Annotated in this window: 11 protein-coding genes; 4 read left to right on the top strand and 7 right to left on the bottom strand. The window is 35.4% G+C overall.

Going from position 1 to position 15911, the window contains the following annotated elements:
- Nucleotides 1-34 precede the first annotated feature (34 nt).
- Together IP023_RS03795 and ggt are read right to left on the bottom strand one after the other, a co-directional pair.
- Complete coding sequence (locus tag IP023_RS03795; protein WP_241788924.1) at nt 35-2977, bottom strand: M16 family metallopeptidase; 2943 nt, start codon at nt 2975-2977, stop codon at nt 35-37.
- 334 nt (nt 2978-3311) lie between these two features.
- Complete coding sequence (gene ggt / locus IP023_RS03790) at nt 3312-5003, bottom strand: gamma-glutamyltransferase (RefSeq protein WP_241788923.1); 1692 nt, start codon at nt 5001-5003, stop codon at nt 3312-3314.
- Between the two features lie 64 nt (nt 5004-5067).
- Here ggt and IP023_RS03785 point away from each other — a divergent pair, with 64 nt between their 5' ends.
- Nucleotides 5068-5829 (top strand): endonuclease/exonuclease/phosphatase family protein, encoded by a 762-nt coding sequence (locus IP023_RS03785; RefSeq protein ID WP_241788922.1) that lies wholly within the window; start codon nt 5068-5070, stop codon nt 5827-5829.
- A 6-nt stretch (nt 5830-5835) separates the two neighbouring features.
- Here IP023_RS03785 and IP023_RS03780 read toward each other — a convergent pair whose 3' ends face one another.
- The 4 genes from IP023_RS03780 to IP023_RS03765 form a co-directional block, all read right to left on the bottom strand.
- Nucleotides 5836-6162: a nucleotide pyrophosphohydrolase gene (locus tag IP023_RS03780; RefSeq protein ID WP_241788921.1), complete on the bottom strand. Its 327-nt coding sequence runs from the start codon at nt 6160-6162 to the stop codon at nt 5836-5838.
- A complete protein-coding gene (locus IP023_RS03775; RefSeq protein WP_241788920.1) occupies nt 6152-7177 on the bottom strand; it encodes an alpha/beta fold hydrolase in 1026 nt (341 codons plus the stop codon). The genes IP023_RS03780 and IP023_RS03775 overlap by 11 nt, the downstream gene beginning before the upstream one ends.
- Before the next feature lie 10 nt (nt 7178-7187).
- The gene (gene dtd, locus IP023_RS03770) at nt 7188-7646 is read right to left on the bottom strand and encodes a D-aminoacyl-tRNA deacylase (protein WP_241788919.1); all 459 of its coding nucleotides are present in this window, start codon (nt 7644-7646) and stop codon (nt 7188-7190) included.
- Between the two features lie 1241 nt (nt 7647-8887).
- A complete protein-coding gene (locus IP023_RS03765) occupies nt 8888-11269 on the bottom strand; it encodes a TonB-dependent receptor (protein ID WP_241788918.1) in 2382 nt (793 codons plus the stop codon).
- A 339-nt stretch (nt 11270-11608) separates the two neighbouring features.
- Between IP023_RS03765 and IP023_RS03760 the strand changes: the two genes are divergently transcribed.
- From IP023_RS03760 to IP023_RS03750, 3 genes are read left to right on the top strand one after another with little or no spacing between them, the layout of a single operon-like run.
- Nucleotides 11609-12784: an amidohydrolase family protein gene (locus IP023_RS03760; protein ID WP_241788917.1), complete on the top strand. Its 1176-nt coding sequence runs from the start codon at nt 11609-11611 to the stop codon at nt 12782-12784.
- A 27-nt stretch (nt 12785-12811) separates the two neighbouring features.
- Nucleotides 12812-13093: an acylphosphatase gene (locus IP023_RS03755; protein ID WP_241788916.1), complete on the top strand. Its 282-nt coding sequence runs from the start codon at nt 12812-12814 to the stop codon at nt 13091-13093.
- An 8-nt stretch (nt 13094-13101) separates the two neighbouring features.
- Nucleotides 13102-14613 carry a polysaccharide biosynthesis C-terminal domain-containing protein gene (locus IP023_RS03750; protein WP_241788915.1) on the top strand — a complete coding sequence of 504 codons (1512 nt, stop codon included), beginning with the start codon at nt 13102-13104 and terminating at the stop codon, nt 14611-14613.
- Nucleotides 14614-14658: 45 nt separating this feature from the next.
- Here IP023_RS03750 and dusB read toward each other — a convergent pair whose 3' ends face one another.
- On the bottom strand, nt 14659-15654 hold the full coding sequence (dusB, locus tag IP023_RS03745) for a tRNA dihydrouridine synthase DusB (protein ID WP_241789128.1): 996 nt from the start codon (nt 15652-15654) through the stop codon (nt 14659-14661).
- Nucleotides 15655-15911: the final 257 nt, after the last annotated feature.

The following is a 15911-nucleotide window of genomic DNA, read 5'->3' as shown; positions in this document are numbered from 1 at the left end:
CTTTTTTAGTTAACAGTATATTATACATCCACTTTTAATAACCAAATATTTGGTCAAGGGTTAATTTTTGAAATTCGCCAAGTTTTTCCATACTTTCTTTACGCAGATTTTCCTCATCTCCGACAATACAGTAAACATAAGGCTTTTGACTAAATTCTTTTTTATGAAAGTTCTTCAAATCATTAAATGTAAGATTCGGTATTTGTTCAAATGTATTTTTACGAATATCTGTTGTATTCCCTAAACGTTGTGCTACGATATAATTGTTTAGAATTCCTGTGTTAATAACACGTTCACTAGCAATTGATTTTAACAAGCTTTGTTTTGACGTTTCAAAGGAATTCGCAGATTCAGGTAAAGTATTCAAAAGCTCATTCATAGCTTGTGTAGCTTCATTAAATTTATCTGTCTGGGTACCTATATATGCACCAATAAAATATTTATTTTCCTTTTTTGTGGGTTGACTAAAATAGGCATAAGTAGAATACGCTAATGCTTTAGATTCACGTATTGTTTGGAAAACTATAGACCCCATTCCTCCACCAAAATAATTGTTAAATAGCGCTACCGTTGGCGTGATGGAGACATCATATGAACCTGAATTTTTTAACCAGAAAATCTCAACTTGTTGCATTTTATAGGGCGCAAAAAGTACTTTATTCTTGTGGGTTTCAATCTCTTTAAATTCAACGATTGATGATGTTTTCAGGTATGGCGTATTTTTTACTTTTAATGTTGGTAATGTCTTGGCAATTTTTTCTACTTTTTCAGGTCCGAAGTATAAAATAGTATATTCCATATTTGCCAAATTGTGCAATACTTGCACCAAATCTTGTGCCTTAAGGTTGTCTAATTCAGCATCTGTAAAGGTATAATTAAAAGGATTATTAGCACCATATCGTGCATATGAACGTAAGCCTTCCATTATTCTATCCTTATTTTCCTTCGCATTCTTACGCGATTTTTTTAAACGGTCGATATAGGCTTCAAATGCTTCTTCATCTACAATGCAATTGTTTACTAAATCATGTAATAATTTGACAGATGGCTTAAAATTAGAGCTTAAGCCAGAGATATTAATATTTGTTTCTTCATTTCCTGAGGAAATATTAAAATCAGTAGCGAGCTTATAAAAATCCTTGCTAAAGTCTTCGCTACTTTTGTTCTTAGTGCCCAGGTATTGCAGATAACTCGCGGCCAAGCCTAATTTTTTATCATTCCATTTGCCCGTATTAAAGCGATATATTAGGCTAAATAATTCGTTTTCTTTATTTTCTACAGCTAAGATATTCAGTCCTTTAAGTTTTGCTTTTTGAATATCCTCTGTATAGTTTACCCACATCGGTTCAATAGAGGCTTCAGGCATTTCATTGACCTGAGTAAGAAAATCCGACTCAGCATCAAAATTTACCGAAATTGGCGTTATTTCAGGTTTTTCAACTTTTACGACATTTTCATCCTGCCCTTGACGTTTGTAAACAGCGACATAGTTTTGATTATTAAGGTATTTGTTGGCAAATTCAACGATGTCTTTTTTCGTAATTGTTGCTAACCATTCCGTATTACTTAATTCATTTGCCCAATCTAGCTCTGAAGTAAATGCACTCATCAATTCATCCGCACGATATTTGTAATTGTCATTACGTATTATTTGCCCCTTGCGTTCATTATTTACAATTGAGGTGATTAAATCTTCCGAAAAATCACCCTTACGCAATTTTTCTAATTCCCCTAATAATAGATTCTTTACATCTGTCAATGTCTGTCCTTGGGAAGGCCTTCCTTGTAAGATAAGTATCGAATAATCCTTTAATACATAAGGGAAAGCACCTGCACCAAGTAACTTTTGTGATTTTACCAAATTTAAGTCTATTAAACCTGCGGAGCCATTGGTTAACATATTACCTAAGAGACTGAGCATTTTAGCGTCTTTATTTATTGCGCCAGGAAATCTAAATCCTAGGAATAAATACTCTGAGTCTTGACCTTTGACTTCCCTATTAATATGTGTAGTAATAGGCTTTTCTAAATCAAATGTATATGCAGGAATTGGTTTTGATTGCATGTATGAAAATGCAGCATCAATTTTTTTGATCACTACATTTGGATCAAAGTCTCCTGACATGATGATACCCATGTTATTGGGGACATAATAGGTGTTGTAATATTCGCGAATAGCTTTTAATGATGGATTTTTTAAATGCTCTATAGTGCCGATCACGGTTTGCTTTCCATAATTATTGTTTGGAAACATGGCCTCAAACATGGCTTCAATAGCTTTTCTATTATCATTATCCAAGCCGATGTTTTTCTCTTCATATACAGATTCTAGCTCGGTATGGAACAAACGTAAAATAGGATTTCTAAATCTTTCCGCTTGTACGGTTAAAAATTTGTCCAGTACATTATTAGGAATATCTTCAATATAAACGGTTTGTTCGAAGGATGTAAAGGCATTGCTACCTTCGCTACCCATATTCCCCATTACTTTGTCGTATTCGTTTGCTATCGCATATTTTGCAGCCTCTCCAGATACTTTATCTATTTCTTTGTATATAGATTTACGCTCTTTTTCATCATTGCTGGAATTATACTTGTCATACAAATTATCTATTTGATCCAATAATGGTTTTTCTTTCGCCCAGTCTAAAGTGCCTAACTTATCTGTACCTTTAAATAGCATATGCTCTAGATAGTGGGCTAAGCCTGTGTGATCTTTAGGGTCAGTTTTACTACCTGCTTTAGTTGCGATGTAAGTTTGTATACGTGGTTCTTTTTTATTCGGACTCAGAATCACGGTTAAGCCGTTCTTAAGGATATAAAAGCGGGAGTGAGTAGGGTCGTTGCTCACATATTGATAGCTATATCCAGATTCTGTGGCTTTTTCCCATTTATATGCTTTTTGTTGTGCGCAGACCTGTGATATAGGTAATAGTAGTAGCGCAATTAATGAAATTCTTTGAATAGTTTTTATCATTTCTTTAGTATTATAATAGAATTATAATAATTTTCATCGACTCCAAATCGACGATATGTTTCTAATAATAGCTAAGTTAGTTAATTTTGTATCTTTTTAGGATATTTTTTATCTCTTTTGTTTTATTTTGTAGTTGCTGCTATAGCTGTGGGTATTGCAAAATATAGAATGGCTGCATATATGTATCCATGAAAATAAGGCTGTATTTTACTAAATGGTATTGATAATTGATTGATAAGGTATTAATAAGCTTTATTATTCAGTTTACTGCTAAAGATAAAGCCAGATTTATAATTTATAAATCTGGCTTTATGATCGGTGGTTATACTGTTACCTAATAACCTTTGGCGGTGTCGTCACCACGGTGGTCAGCACCTGCTTGTAGTTTTCCATTTGGGAGAACCACAATATTTTCTACACGACCTATATTTCCTCTTTTACGGATTGTATAGCCGTCTTTTTCTAAACTTTTGCGTGTGTTTTCGTCTATAGCTTTGGCTTCTACGTCGATGCGGTCAGGTTTCCATTGATGGTGAAAACGGGATGCACTGACAGATTCTTGGGCTGTCATATCAAATTCTAATACGTTTAGTATCGTTTGAAATACAGAAGTAATAATAGTAGATCCTCCAGGGGTACCTACTACCATTTTTAAGTTGCCATCTTTTTCAATGATGGTAGGTGTCATGGCAGAAAGCATGCGCTTGTTTGGCTCAATAGCATTTGCTTTACCGCCTAATAGCCCGTACATATTTGGAGATCCTGGTTTAACCGAAAAATCATCCATCTCATTGTTTAATAAGAATCCTGCACCATCAACCCATACATATGAACCATATGATCCATTGATGGTTGTCGTTAATGAAACCGCATTGCCATCTTTGTCAACGATACTAAAATGTGTTGTTTCTTCGGATTCGTAGCCCGGAAATTTAGTCGCTTTCACGTCGTCACTATTTGTAGCTTTGGCAAGTGATACTTTAGACATTCTATCTTGGTTGAATTTAGCATCTATCAGCTGGTCTACAGGGACACGATAGAAGTCAGGATCGCCCATATGCGTAGCGCGATCTGCATAAATACGTCTTTCGGCTTCTACCATTGCTCTAATAGTGCTGTCAGATTGAAATCCCCATTTTTTTAAAGGATAATTTTCTACAGATTGTAATAATGCCATTAAAGCAATACCACCACTAGATGGAGGAGGCATAGAGATCACTTTGTAGCCTTTATAGTAACCGACAATAGGATTTCTCCAAATTGCTTTATAGTCTTCCAAATCTTTGTGTGTGATAATACCGTTGCCTTTTTTCATCTCTGCCACGATAAGGTCTGCTGTCGCTCCTTTATAGAAGCCATCTCTTCCTTTTGCAGCAATACGACGTAGGGTATTTGCTAGTTCTTCTTGTTTAAAAATATCTCCTTCATTCCATTTTTCATTACGAATAATAGCTGCGCCATTGGGATTGAATTTTTTGAAATCTGCTTGATATTCGTTGAATTCACCTGCTTGTTTTGCGGTTATAGCAAATCCTTTGGAAGCTAATTCGATAGCCGGCTGCACTAAAACATCCCATGGTAAAGTAGCATATTTTTTATATGCTTCTTCCATCCCCGCTACAGTTCCGGGAACTCCTGCTGCCAATTGACCATAAAGACTTAAGTCGGTAATAGGGTTGCCCTCTTTATCAAGATACATATCTTTAAAGGCTGCTTTTGGAGCTTTTTCACGAAAATCTAAGGAAGCAATTTCTCCAGATTTCCCTCTATATACTAGGAAACCTCCACCGCCAAGATTTCCTGCATTGGGATATACTACCGCTAAAGCAAATTTTACGGCTATAGCAGCATCAACGGCGTTGCCGCCTTTTTTTAGAATAGTAACGCCTACGTCAGAAGCTAAAGGGTGAGCTGTTACGACAGCACCATTTTTATATTCTTGTTGTTGGTTAGTTTGGTTGTTTTTGTGTGTTGCACAGCTGAAACTGATAAAAGCAATGATCAGTATAAACCAGTTTTTTTTCATATTAAGGGAAAGATTGTTTTTTTGACACTAAATATAGTTATATTCAGACAATAAATAATTCTATATGCGTTTTTTCATCTTACTTATCATTTTTTTTAATACTTATTTAGCCCAAGCACAGACGCTAAAAGTATTAACGTACAATATTCATCATGGTAATCCTCCTGCTCAAAAAGGGGTTATTGACTTGGAGGCTATTGCCAAAGTTATTATAGAGGCGGATGCGGATGTTGTTGGTATTCAAGAAGTGGATATCAATGTCTCGCGTTCGGGAAATATTAATCAAGCTAAGCGATTGGCAGAATTGACAAATATGGATTTCTTTTTCTCTAAAGGTATAAATTTGGAAAAGGGGTATTATGGTACTGTTATCCTTACCAAGCATAAGATAATAGGAAAGCGTAGGTATGATCTGCCCAATCCAGATCCTAGTGAAGTACGATCTTTAGCAATCGTTGATATTGAATTGCCCGACGGTAAGTCTTTTTCGGTAGCTAATACACACCTAGATCTAAAGCCTACGAATAGAATAGCGCAGGCAGAATTTATCAATGAGCTGGGCGATTTGTATAGCAGGCCTTTGATTTTAGTAGGTGATCTAAATGCTAAGCCGGATGCTGAAGCGATTAAAATTTTAGAAAATGTTTTTGACCGTAATACTAAAAATAATAGCCCTACATTTCCTAATACAAAACCAACTGAGGAGATCGATTATATTATGGTAACTAAAAATACTAAGTTTACTTGGCTGAAGTATCATGTGTTACCGAAAGCAAATACAGAATCCGATCACTTGCCGCTGTATGCTGAAATCAAGTTGAAATAGAATAATCTATTTCAACTTGTCGTTATTTTTGTGTCGTTCGGCGTCTCTAATATTTTTTTTCTCTAGGTTTTTCGCTAAAGCTTCAGTAAGGTCAATACCTGTTTGGTTGGCTAAGCATATCAGCACAAATAGTACATCTGCCATCTCGTCGGCTAGGTTTACTTCGGTATCTGATTTCTTAAAAGATTGCTCTCCATATTGTCTAGCCATTATACGTGCTACCTCTCCAACTTCTTCCATGAGCATAGCGGTATTGGTCAACTCATTGAAGTAACGAACTCCTGTCGTGGTGATCCATTTATCAACGATCTCTTGTGCTTCTTTAATTGTCATTGTATTTGAGAAATTTTGTTAATGCTTTTATAAACTTTCTAGGCTCTTCGTGATGAATAGTATGGTCTGATTTAGCAAACGTGTTGTATGTAATATTGTTATTTGTGCGTTTCAAATTTAGGTAATAGGATGTATTTGGGAAAGGATCATTTTTTGAAGATGCTTCTAATAGTAAAGTAGGGACTGTAGTCGTAGCAATAATATCATAATATGGAAATAACATCAATTCGTTGGCAAAGGGATTTGAGAATAATTTGCCTTTTGTTAAAAGTGATATATTTTCATAACTATCTAGTCCATATAGCTTATCGATGTCTTTATAGATAACATATTTGCCCTTGTTAAACCTTATAAAAGAAAAATTCTTATAGCGTTGATTTTTATTTGTTTCGCCGTAAGGCTCTAATGCACAATAAGCCTCTTCCTCGTGGTCATATTCCTCAAAAAGTTCTGCTGGACGATTTTGGATTTCTTCATCAACTTTTGTTTTTAACTGTTCAGATGATAATGTGGTGAAATGTTCTAAAAATGGACTTACTCCACCATCCTCAAGGATTAGAGCATCTACTTTTTGTGGGTACTTGTTATAAAACATAGTAGCTAAATAGGCACCTCTTGAAAATCCACCTACCGTACATGTTGGAATATGTAAGCTATCTAATAAGGTGTTGATATCCTGTAAAAGATCTGTAGCAGAAAATTTATCCGCAGGGATCTTCGTACTTCCATGACCATAATAATCAATAGCAATAATACGATACCCTAATTTGATGATATCTTTCGCAAAAGGCTCTATTTCGAAGGCATTGCTCAAGCTACCATGTAACCAAATCAGTGTTTTCTGGTTTGTACAGCCCCATTGCAGGTAATGTAAATGTGTATGCTTGGTTTTTACATGGCCGCCATGTACATCGATAAATTGGTTGAACTTGTTCTTACTTTTTTCTATTTCGTTTTGCTGGGAAAATCCTGAAAAGGAAACCAATAAAAGGAGGGAGAAGAACCATCTAGTCATCTTTGAAGTTCTAATAATTATCTTTGTCTTTGCTATTCATCATGATTGTTACGGGACCATCATTTAATAAGCTGATTTTCATGTCTGCTCCAAAAATACCTAATTGTACCTCTTTCTGTAGTAAATCACTTAATTGCTTAGCCATGGCTTCGTACATAGGTTTTGCAATAGGAGGTTTTGCGGCACGTATATAGGAAGGACGATTTCCTTTTTTCGTTTGTGCATACAACGTAAATTGAGATATTAATAGAATATTGCCATTTATATCCTGTATTGATTTATTCATTAATCCCTGCTCATCTGAAAAGATACGTAAGTTGACGAATTTCTGGGCCATCCATTCCATGTCTATGGTACTGTCATCCTCTTCGATACCTAATAGAATAAGTAATCCATTTTCTATCTGCCCTGTTATAACATCATCTACCGTACATGATGCCTGTGTTACTCTTTGTATTACTGCGCGCATAGCCTAAAAGTATAAAGTATCGTCTAGAAACACAAAAGTGAATGGTTAAAAATAAATATTTATAAGCATAGCAGTATCCTTTTGTACTTCTATTTTTTGTCCTTTCTTTTTTTTGTCTTTCTGACGAGAGGAAGAATCTAGAAGTTTACATTGGCTTTGTATTTCATCTATCTTTATTGGCACCTATTTTTTAGATGCTTCAACAGGTTTCAGCATGACAGGTCTTTCTATCTTTTTGTCTTTCTATCTTTTTGTCCTTCTGACGCAAGGAAGAATCTAGAAGTTTACATTAGGGTTGTGTATTCTCATGGCTTGGATGGCACCTATTTTTTAGATGCTTCAACAGGTTCAGTATGACAGGTCTTTCTTTTTTTTGTCCTTCTGACGCAAGGAAGAATCTTCAAGTTTACATTAGGGTTGTGTTTCATCTAGCTTTATTGATGCCTATTTTTAGATGCTTCAACAGGTTCAGCATGACATAGGGTTTATATTATATAGATGCTTCAACAGGTTTCAGCATGACAGGTCTTTCTTTTTTTTGTCCTTCTGACGCAAGGAAGAATCTAGAAGTTTACATTGGCTTTGTATGCCGTCTAGCTTTATTGGTACCTATTTTTTAGATGCTTCAACAGGTTTCAGCACGCCAGGTCTTTCTTTTTTTTGTCTTTCTGACGAGAGGAAGAATCTAGAAGTTGATATTGGGGTTGTGTTTCATCTAGCTTTATTGATGCCTATTTTTAGATGCTTCAACAGGTTCAGCATGACAAAGGGTTGATATTTTTTAGATGCTTCAACAGGTTTTAGTATGACATAGGGTTTATATTATATAGATGCTTCAACAAGTTTCAGCATGACAGGTCTTTCTTTTTTTGTCCTTCTGACGCAAGGAAGAATCTAGAAGTTTACATTGGCTTTGTATTTCATCTATCTTTATTAATGCCTATTTTTTAGATGCTTCAACAGGTTTCAGCATGACAGGTCTTTCTTTTTTTTGTCTTTCTGACGAGAGGAAGAATCTTCAAGTTTACATTGGCTTTGTATGCCGTCTAGCTTTATTAATGCCTGTTTTTTAGATGCTTCAACAGGTTTCAGCATGACAAAGGGTTGATATTATATCGATGCTTCAACAGGTTTCAGTGTGTCATAATGTTGATATTATATCGAGTTTAATTGAGGAAAGGTCAAAAGAATAGTTCAGTGACCCTTCCTCAAATTTAGTTTGCTATTATGAAGATTCTTTTTTAGAATCTTACGTTTAGTCCTAGTAAAAAGTTAGTAGTTGCCTGTGGATAGTAAGCATTGCCATATAATCTTAGCCCACTTGTAGCATCAATTCCGCCATAGGTATAGCCATTAGTTTCATATTTTTTATTGAAAATATTATTGATGGCTAGATTAGCATCCATGTTTTTGATACCAAATATGCTGAAATTGTATAGGAACCTCAGGTTACTTACAAAGAATGGATTTATACTTCTTTCTTTAGCTTCTGTATTATCTAAATATTGTCGAGAGACGTATTTGCTCGTTAGGCTTATGCGAAATGGATTATATAGTGCATACACAAATTCATTGGACAATACCGTAGATGGTGAAAAAGAAATCGTTGTCGAATTATATTCTTTTATTACTTGTGGCGCTCCGGTATCAGACCAGTTCTCATCCAATACACCTAAGTATTCTTTATAATTTTTGATTTTATTGCTGCTAAATGCTGCGGTAGCATTCCAGGTGAATTTATCGGATACTATCCAGCTACCATCAAATTCTATACCGATCCTATAGCTGTTCGGTACATTCTCACGAAGTACTGAACCTACATCATTTATTTCTCCTGTTAGTATTAGCTGATCTTTGTAAAACATACCATAAACATTAGTACCTATATTTAGATTTTCTTTACGAATTCGGTATCCTGCTTCTATATTATGCATCCGCTCTGCCGTAGGTCTCGCGTTGGCTGCAGACTCTACATAATCATTACGCACAGGTTCTTTACTAGCAAATGCATAGGAGGTATAGATTGATGAAGCCGTACTTAAGGAATAAGTTAGTCCTGCTTTGGGGTTGAAAAAGTGATGTTTCACATTGACATCTGTTAACTGTTTATTGTGGTCAAATCCTTCAAAAGTATAATCTACAAAACGGTATTGTAGATCTAAATACGTATATAACTTGCCAAAAGAACCATTCCATTTACCATAGATATTGGCGTCATTTTTTATAGCATCATTGCTATAGTATTTGTCGCCTAATGCACTGTTTGAAGCATATTGTGCCCATATCACTTCTCCAAAGTGATCTCCTTTGTATTGATTTGCAGCTCCACCAATAGTCAGCATTTGATTGCTGTTGAATTTGTGGTTTAAAGAGAATACAAAGCCATAGAATTTATTGTCTAACCATCGGCGACGTATCAGATCTGTTGTGTTGATTATAGAATCTTTAATATTGATGTCTGCAAAACCATATTTAGCAAATTTCTCCTTGGCTTTATATTCTTCATAATAGCCTGCACCTTTGGTATAATGTAATGCTAAATTGAAAGTTGTATTATCTGTAGCAAAATAATTGTAGTGTAAGTGATGGTGTGTCTGTGTATAATTATCCGTTTGATTTAAATACGTAAATACATTGTAGGTTCTGTCAGACTCCAGCTTATCTTCTGGTACACCATCCCATGCTTGGTACGTTTTCTCCTTGCCGGAGAATATAGTGGCTTTCAATTGATGCTTCTTGCCATAATATCCTGCATCGACATAAAAGGATTTTAAATTCGATGTGGCACGGTCAATATAGCCATCGGAGACAATTCTTGATAGGCGGGCATTAAAAGCGAATTTGTTGTTTAGAAGTCCTGATCCTATTTTGAATGTGTTTTTCCAGGTATTATAAGATCCATATGTATTGTTTAATTCCGCATATCCATCTGTTTCTAAGGCATCAGACTGTATGTTGATGGAACCACCAAAGGCAGCACCACCATTGGTAGAGGTACCTATTCCACGTTGTATTTGTATACTTTCTGTGCTCGAGGCGAAGTCGGGTAGATTGACAAAAAATGAACCCATGCTTTCGGCATCATTTAATGGAATACCATTCAATGTTACATTGATCCGTTGACCATTGGACCCTCGTATAGTCATGTTCGTGTAGCCTATTCCGGCACCAGCATCAGATCCTACAACGACACCTGGAGTTTGATCCAGTAAGTAAGGTATGTCTTGGCCTAAGTTATTTTTTTGAAGGTCTTCCTTTGTCAGGTTTTTGTAGGTAGTACCCGAATTTTCACCCGCTCTAGTAGCATAAACAAATACTTCGTCTGCTTGAATAGATGACTCTGTGAGCTGAACGGTGACTGCAGTTGTTGTTTTACCTAATAGGAAAGTCTTGGGATGGTATCCCATGTGCTTCACGCTTATTTCAGCATGTTCGGGATTGATCAATAAAAACGTCAATATGCCGAGTTGGTCACTCTGCATTGTTTTTCCATCTACTGTGATCGTCGCCCCAGGTATGGGGGACATTTTTTTGTTAATTACTTTAAGCGTAATTTTTTCTTGCGCATACAGAATTGTTGTAAGTAAACACATAATCCAGAGGATTAAGATTTGCTTTTTCATAAAAAATTAATTAATTTGAGTTAAATATACTACTGCAAGGGGTTACAATAGTTGTGCATTTAACCGCCCTTCCCTACGCTGGCATTACCCAGATCAGGTATGTTTTACAACTGTAAAACAGGGTATAATCTCAGCCTTGGTTTGTGTACTATGACAAGGCACCCCTAATCGATACACAAACATATTATTTTATTTTTAACTTTTTTAATTATTATATTTTTTATTCTTACCTTGTCGATAATAATTGTTCTGATTACTTTTTTTAGTTAATTGGATAAGAATTTATTTATTAGAGACACTATTAACTCTAATAACACACACACTAACAAGATTTTTTTAATGATGATGCGTTATTTTTCGGCTGAATATATTATTCCAGTCTCTTCGTACCCAATTAAAAACGGAGTGATTGCAATTGATGATGATGGAAGTATTTGTGGTGTATATGATGTTTTGTCTGCGCCGAAGGATGTGGAAATTGAAGTCTTAGATGGCGTGTTGATTCCTGGGTTTATCAATACACATTGTCATTTAGAACTTTCTCACATGAAAGGCCTTATAGCTAAAGAAACAGGCTTAGTAAATTTTATTGGTGAAGTACTTAATAATCGTACGCCTACAAATCCTGATGATGTTAACCAAGCAATGTTTGCAGCTGATACCTTGATGTTTAATAATGGTATTCAAGCGGTTGGTGATCATGTTAATTCTGCCGTTTCGGCAACTATTAAATCTGAAAGTAAAATTAAATACCACACTTTTGTAGAAATTATTGGTTTTAAGGATGAGGATGCTGTAGCAAAAATTGATAATGCTAAAGAAATAGAATTTTATTTTGATAGTCAACATTCATCTATTACACCTCACGCACCTTACTCGTGCTCTAAAGCAATATTTAAATATTTAAAAAAATCTACCACAGATAATAATATTATCTCTATTCACAATCAAGAAAGTGAAGAAGAGAATAAGTTCTTCCGTTATAAAACAGGTGATTTTATAGATTTCTACGATAGAATGGGGTTGAATTTAGACTTTTTTAAAGCACAAGCTAGAAATTCTATACAATCATACCTTTCGTATTTACCATTAAATAATAAATGTATTTTGGTGCATAATACATTTACGTCTCTTAAAGACTTGGATTTTATTAATCGAATGGGGAGAGATGTTGTAATGTGTCTTTGTCCAAAAGCAAATCTTTATATTGAGGGAACTCTTCCTAAAATAAATATATTATCAGAGCACTTAGACAATATAGCGATAGGTACGGATAGCTTTGCTTCCAATGATACCTTGAGTATACTTGATGAATTGAAAGTAATACATGCTCAATTCAAAGATCTTGATTTTATAACTACCATCAAATGGGCAACCCTTAATGGTGCTAAAGCTTTGGGCTTAGATGCTGAGTTAGGTTCCTTGGAAGTAGGCAAAAAACCGGGATTGGTATTGTTGAAAGGCATGACTATGTTGAAAATCAACGAAAATGTTGAAGTAGAACGTATTGTCTAAATGTAATTATTCCTTACATTTGTTTCAATGAATCATTGGAATATATTGGTACGAGGCAAAGTACAGAAGGTTTCGTTTAGAGCTACTACAAAGGCGGTAGCGGATCAACTTGGAGTGAAGGGGTTTGTGATAAACCAACCCGATGGCTCTCTTTATATGGAAGCCGAAGGCAATGATTTTGCTTTAGCATCCTTAGTCGAGTTTTGTGAGCAAGGACCTGATCGTGCTGAAGTCAGTGGCCTTGAGGTTCAGAAATCTAACGAAATGAAAAACTTTAAAAATTTTGAAGTTTTAAAACGACTAAAATAATTGCCTACGTGTCTAAAATTAAAAAATTAATCAGCGATACTATTATCTATGGTTTTACGACTGTAGTTACACGTATGATTGGGTTCGTAATGACCCCAATCTATACACGTAGTTTTACAAACACCTCTGTTTATGGTGTTTTCACTAATGTTTACTCGTATGCTGCACTGATCAATGCACTCCTAGCATTTGGTATGGAAACTACTTATTTTAGGTATTTAAATAAAGTAGATCCTCAGGATAAGAGCAAAGTCGCTAATAATAGTTTTGTCGTTACCCTGTTCACAACGATATTATTCCTGGTAACTGTATTTTTATTTTTAGATCCTATCGCATTATGGTTAGCGCAGGGGGAGGCTACTACTGATCTTTCTGAATATATTTCTTTTGTTAAGTATTTTGCTGTCATCTTATCGGCAGATGCTTTATCTGTCGTGCCTTTTGTGAAATTGAGGGCCGAAGGAAGGCCTATTCGGTATAGTTTTGTGAAGCTTGTTAATATCTTTGTACTTGTTTTTACAAATCTATTTTTATTGTTTTGGCTGCCATCCTTGATAGAGAGATACCAGTTTTGGTCACATTTCGCTGCGGGTTGGTTTCGTGAAGGTTGGTTAGGTAATGTGTTTATTGCCAATCTTATCGCTAGCTTGGTGACACTTATATTATTGGTACCCCAATTATTAAAATTTAGACTTTCTGTAGATAAGAAGCTGATGAAGGCAATGTTGGCTTATAGCTTGCCTATTTTTGTAGCCAATATATCTTTTATTATTAATGAGCATTTGGATAAAATGATGTTTCCACGATTGATCCCTGGCAAAGTAGGCGAAATGGAATTGGGAATATATGGTGCTGTAGCAAAGTTAGCTGTGTTTCTTAATCTTTTCGTTACGGCATTTCGTTTAGGCGTGGAGCCTTTCTTTTTTTCCAATGCTAAGGACAAAAATGCAGGGAAGACCTACGCGATGATAATGGATTATTTTATCATTATCATGGTTGTAGTGATGGTCGGGATAAGTGCTAATATAGATTGGTTGAAATATTTTATCGCTGGAAAAGGAGTTAATCAAGATGCTTATTGGGCTGGCTTGTATATTCTTCCTGTTTTATTGCTCAATAATGTCCTTTTGGGGATTTATATGAACTTAACAGTATGGTATAAGTTGTCTGATCAAACGCGTTATGCTTTGTATATCTCAGGAATAGGGGCCATCCTAACTATCATCTTCAATTTGTTGTTTATTCCTAGCTATTCTTACGTTGGTGCGGCACTTTCTACCACCGCAGCCTATCTAGTGATGGTATTATTGTCTTTTATATGGGGACAGAAGAATTATCCTATTCCATATCATGTAGCTAAGAATTTAAGTTATTTGTTTGTAGGAGTGATTATATCGGGATTGATATTTTATGTCTTTGATATGAATGCTTGGATTGGTAATGCTTTATTTATAGCATTTCTTGTCTTGGTGTTTTATAAAGAAAAGAATGAAGTGATGCGAATTTTGAAAAGACAATAGTCTAGATAATAAAAAATGCGACCCTCGAAAAGGTCGCATTTTTTATTAAGTTAATTCCTCCACGAAGGAGTGTTTTATATCTTCTAATACTTCGAGGATGTCTTCATAATTGTTTAATCCTACAAGCTTCATTCTATTTTCTTTGAAGTTGGGAATTCCTTTGAAGTAGTTGGCATAATGTCTGCGCATCTCAAAAACACCAGTTTTATCACCTTTCCATTCAATAGATTTGATAAGGTGTGTTTTACAAACATCTACACGCTCTGCTATTGTAGGTCCGGCGAGACGCTCTCCTGTGGCGAAAAAGTGTTTAATTTCTCTAAAAATCCAAGGGTAACCAATTGCTGCACGGCCAATCATGATGCCGTCTACTTGGTATTCTTGTCGCCATGCGGCAGCTTTATCGACAGAATCTACATCGCCATTTCCAAAAATAGGAATCTTGATACGTGGATTTTGCTTTACGTCGCGGATCATGCTCCAGTCAGCCTGACCTTTGTATAGTTGTGCTCTCGTACGTCCATGTATCGCAAGTGCTTTAATACCTGCGTCTTGTAAGCGTTCAGCTACTTCATATACATTCTTGGTATTATCATCCCATCCTAGTCTTGTTTTAACAGTAACCGGTAGGTTGGTCGCTTCTACGACCGCTTTAGTCATAGCAACCATCTTATCGATATCTTGTAGTAAGGAAGACCCGGCGCCTTTGCATACTACTTTTTTAACAGGACAGCCATAGTTGATATCTATTAAATCGGGTTTTGCGGCAGAGCATATTTCTGATGATTGACGCATACTCTCAATGTCACCACCGAATATTTGTATTCCGATGGGTCTTTCGTATTCGAAGATATCTAATTTTTGCAAGGACTTTGCTGCATCACGAATCAATCCCTCAGAAGAAATAAATTCTGTGTACATCAAATCAACTCCATTTTGCTTACATACATAACGGAATGGAGGATCAGATACATCTTCCATAGGAGCTAGTAATAAAGGGAACTCCCCTAAATCAATATTTTCACCAATTTTTACAGACATAATTACTGCAAAAGTACGGAAAATTTTTTTCATAGTTTTTATCTCTACAGGAGAATGAACAAAGCATTGCTGCGTGTTATACTAACGACATTGCTTAGAAATGGGTGAAATTAATGCTGTGTTAACTTTTTATTTGAATAGGTTAATTTATTTTCCCATATTTGTGCTTCGGTTTTGTAAAATTAACCTTTATGAATATAAATATCTTATAAATGTACATGTTGTCTATTTTGTTCATGTATATTTCTCGCTTTATC

The sequence above is a fragment of the Sphingobacterium rhinopitheci genome (assembly GCF_022627575.1).
Lineage (GTDB): Bacteria > Bacteroidota > Bacteroidia > Sphingobacteriales > Sphingobacteriaceae > Sphingobacterium > Sphingobacterium rhinopitheci.
The sequence above is the reverse complement of the archived record's forward strand: the minus strand, read 5'-3'. Positions and strand labels throughout refer to the sequence as shown.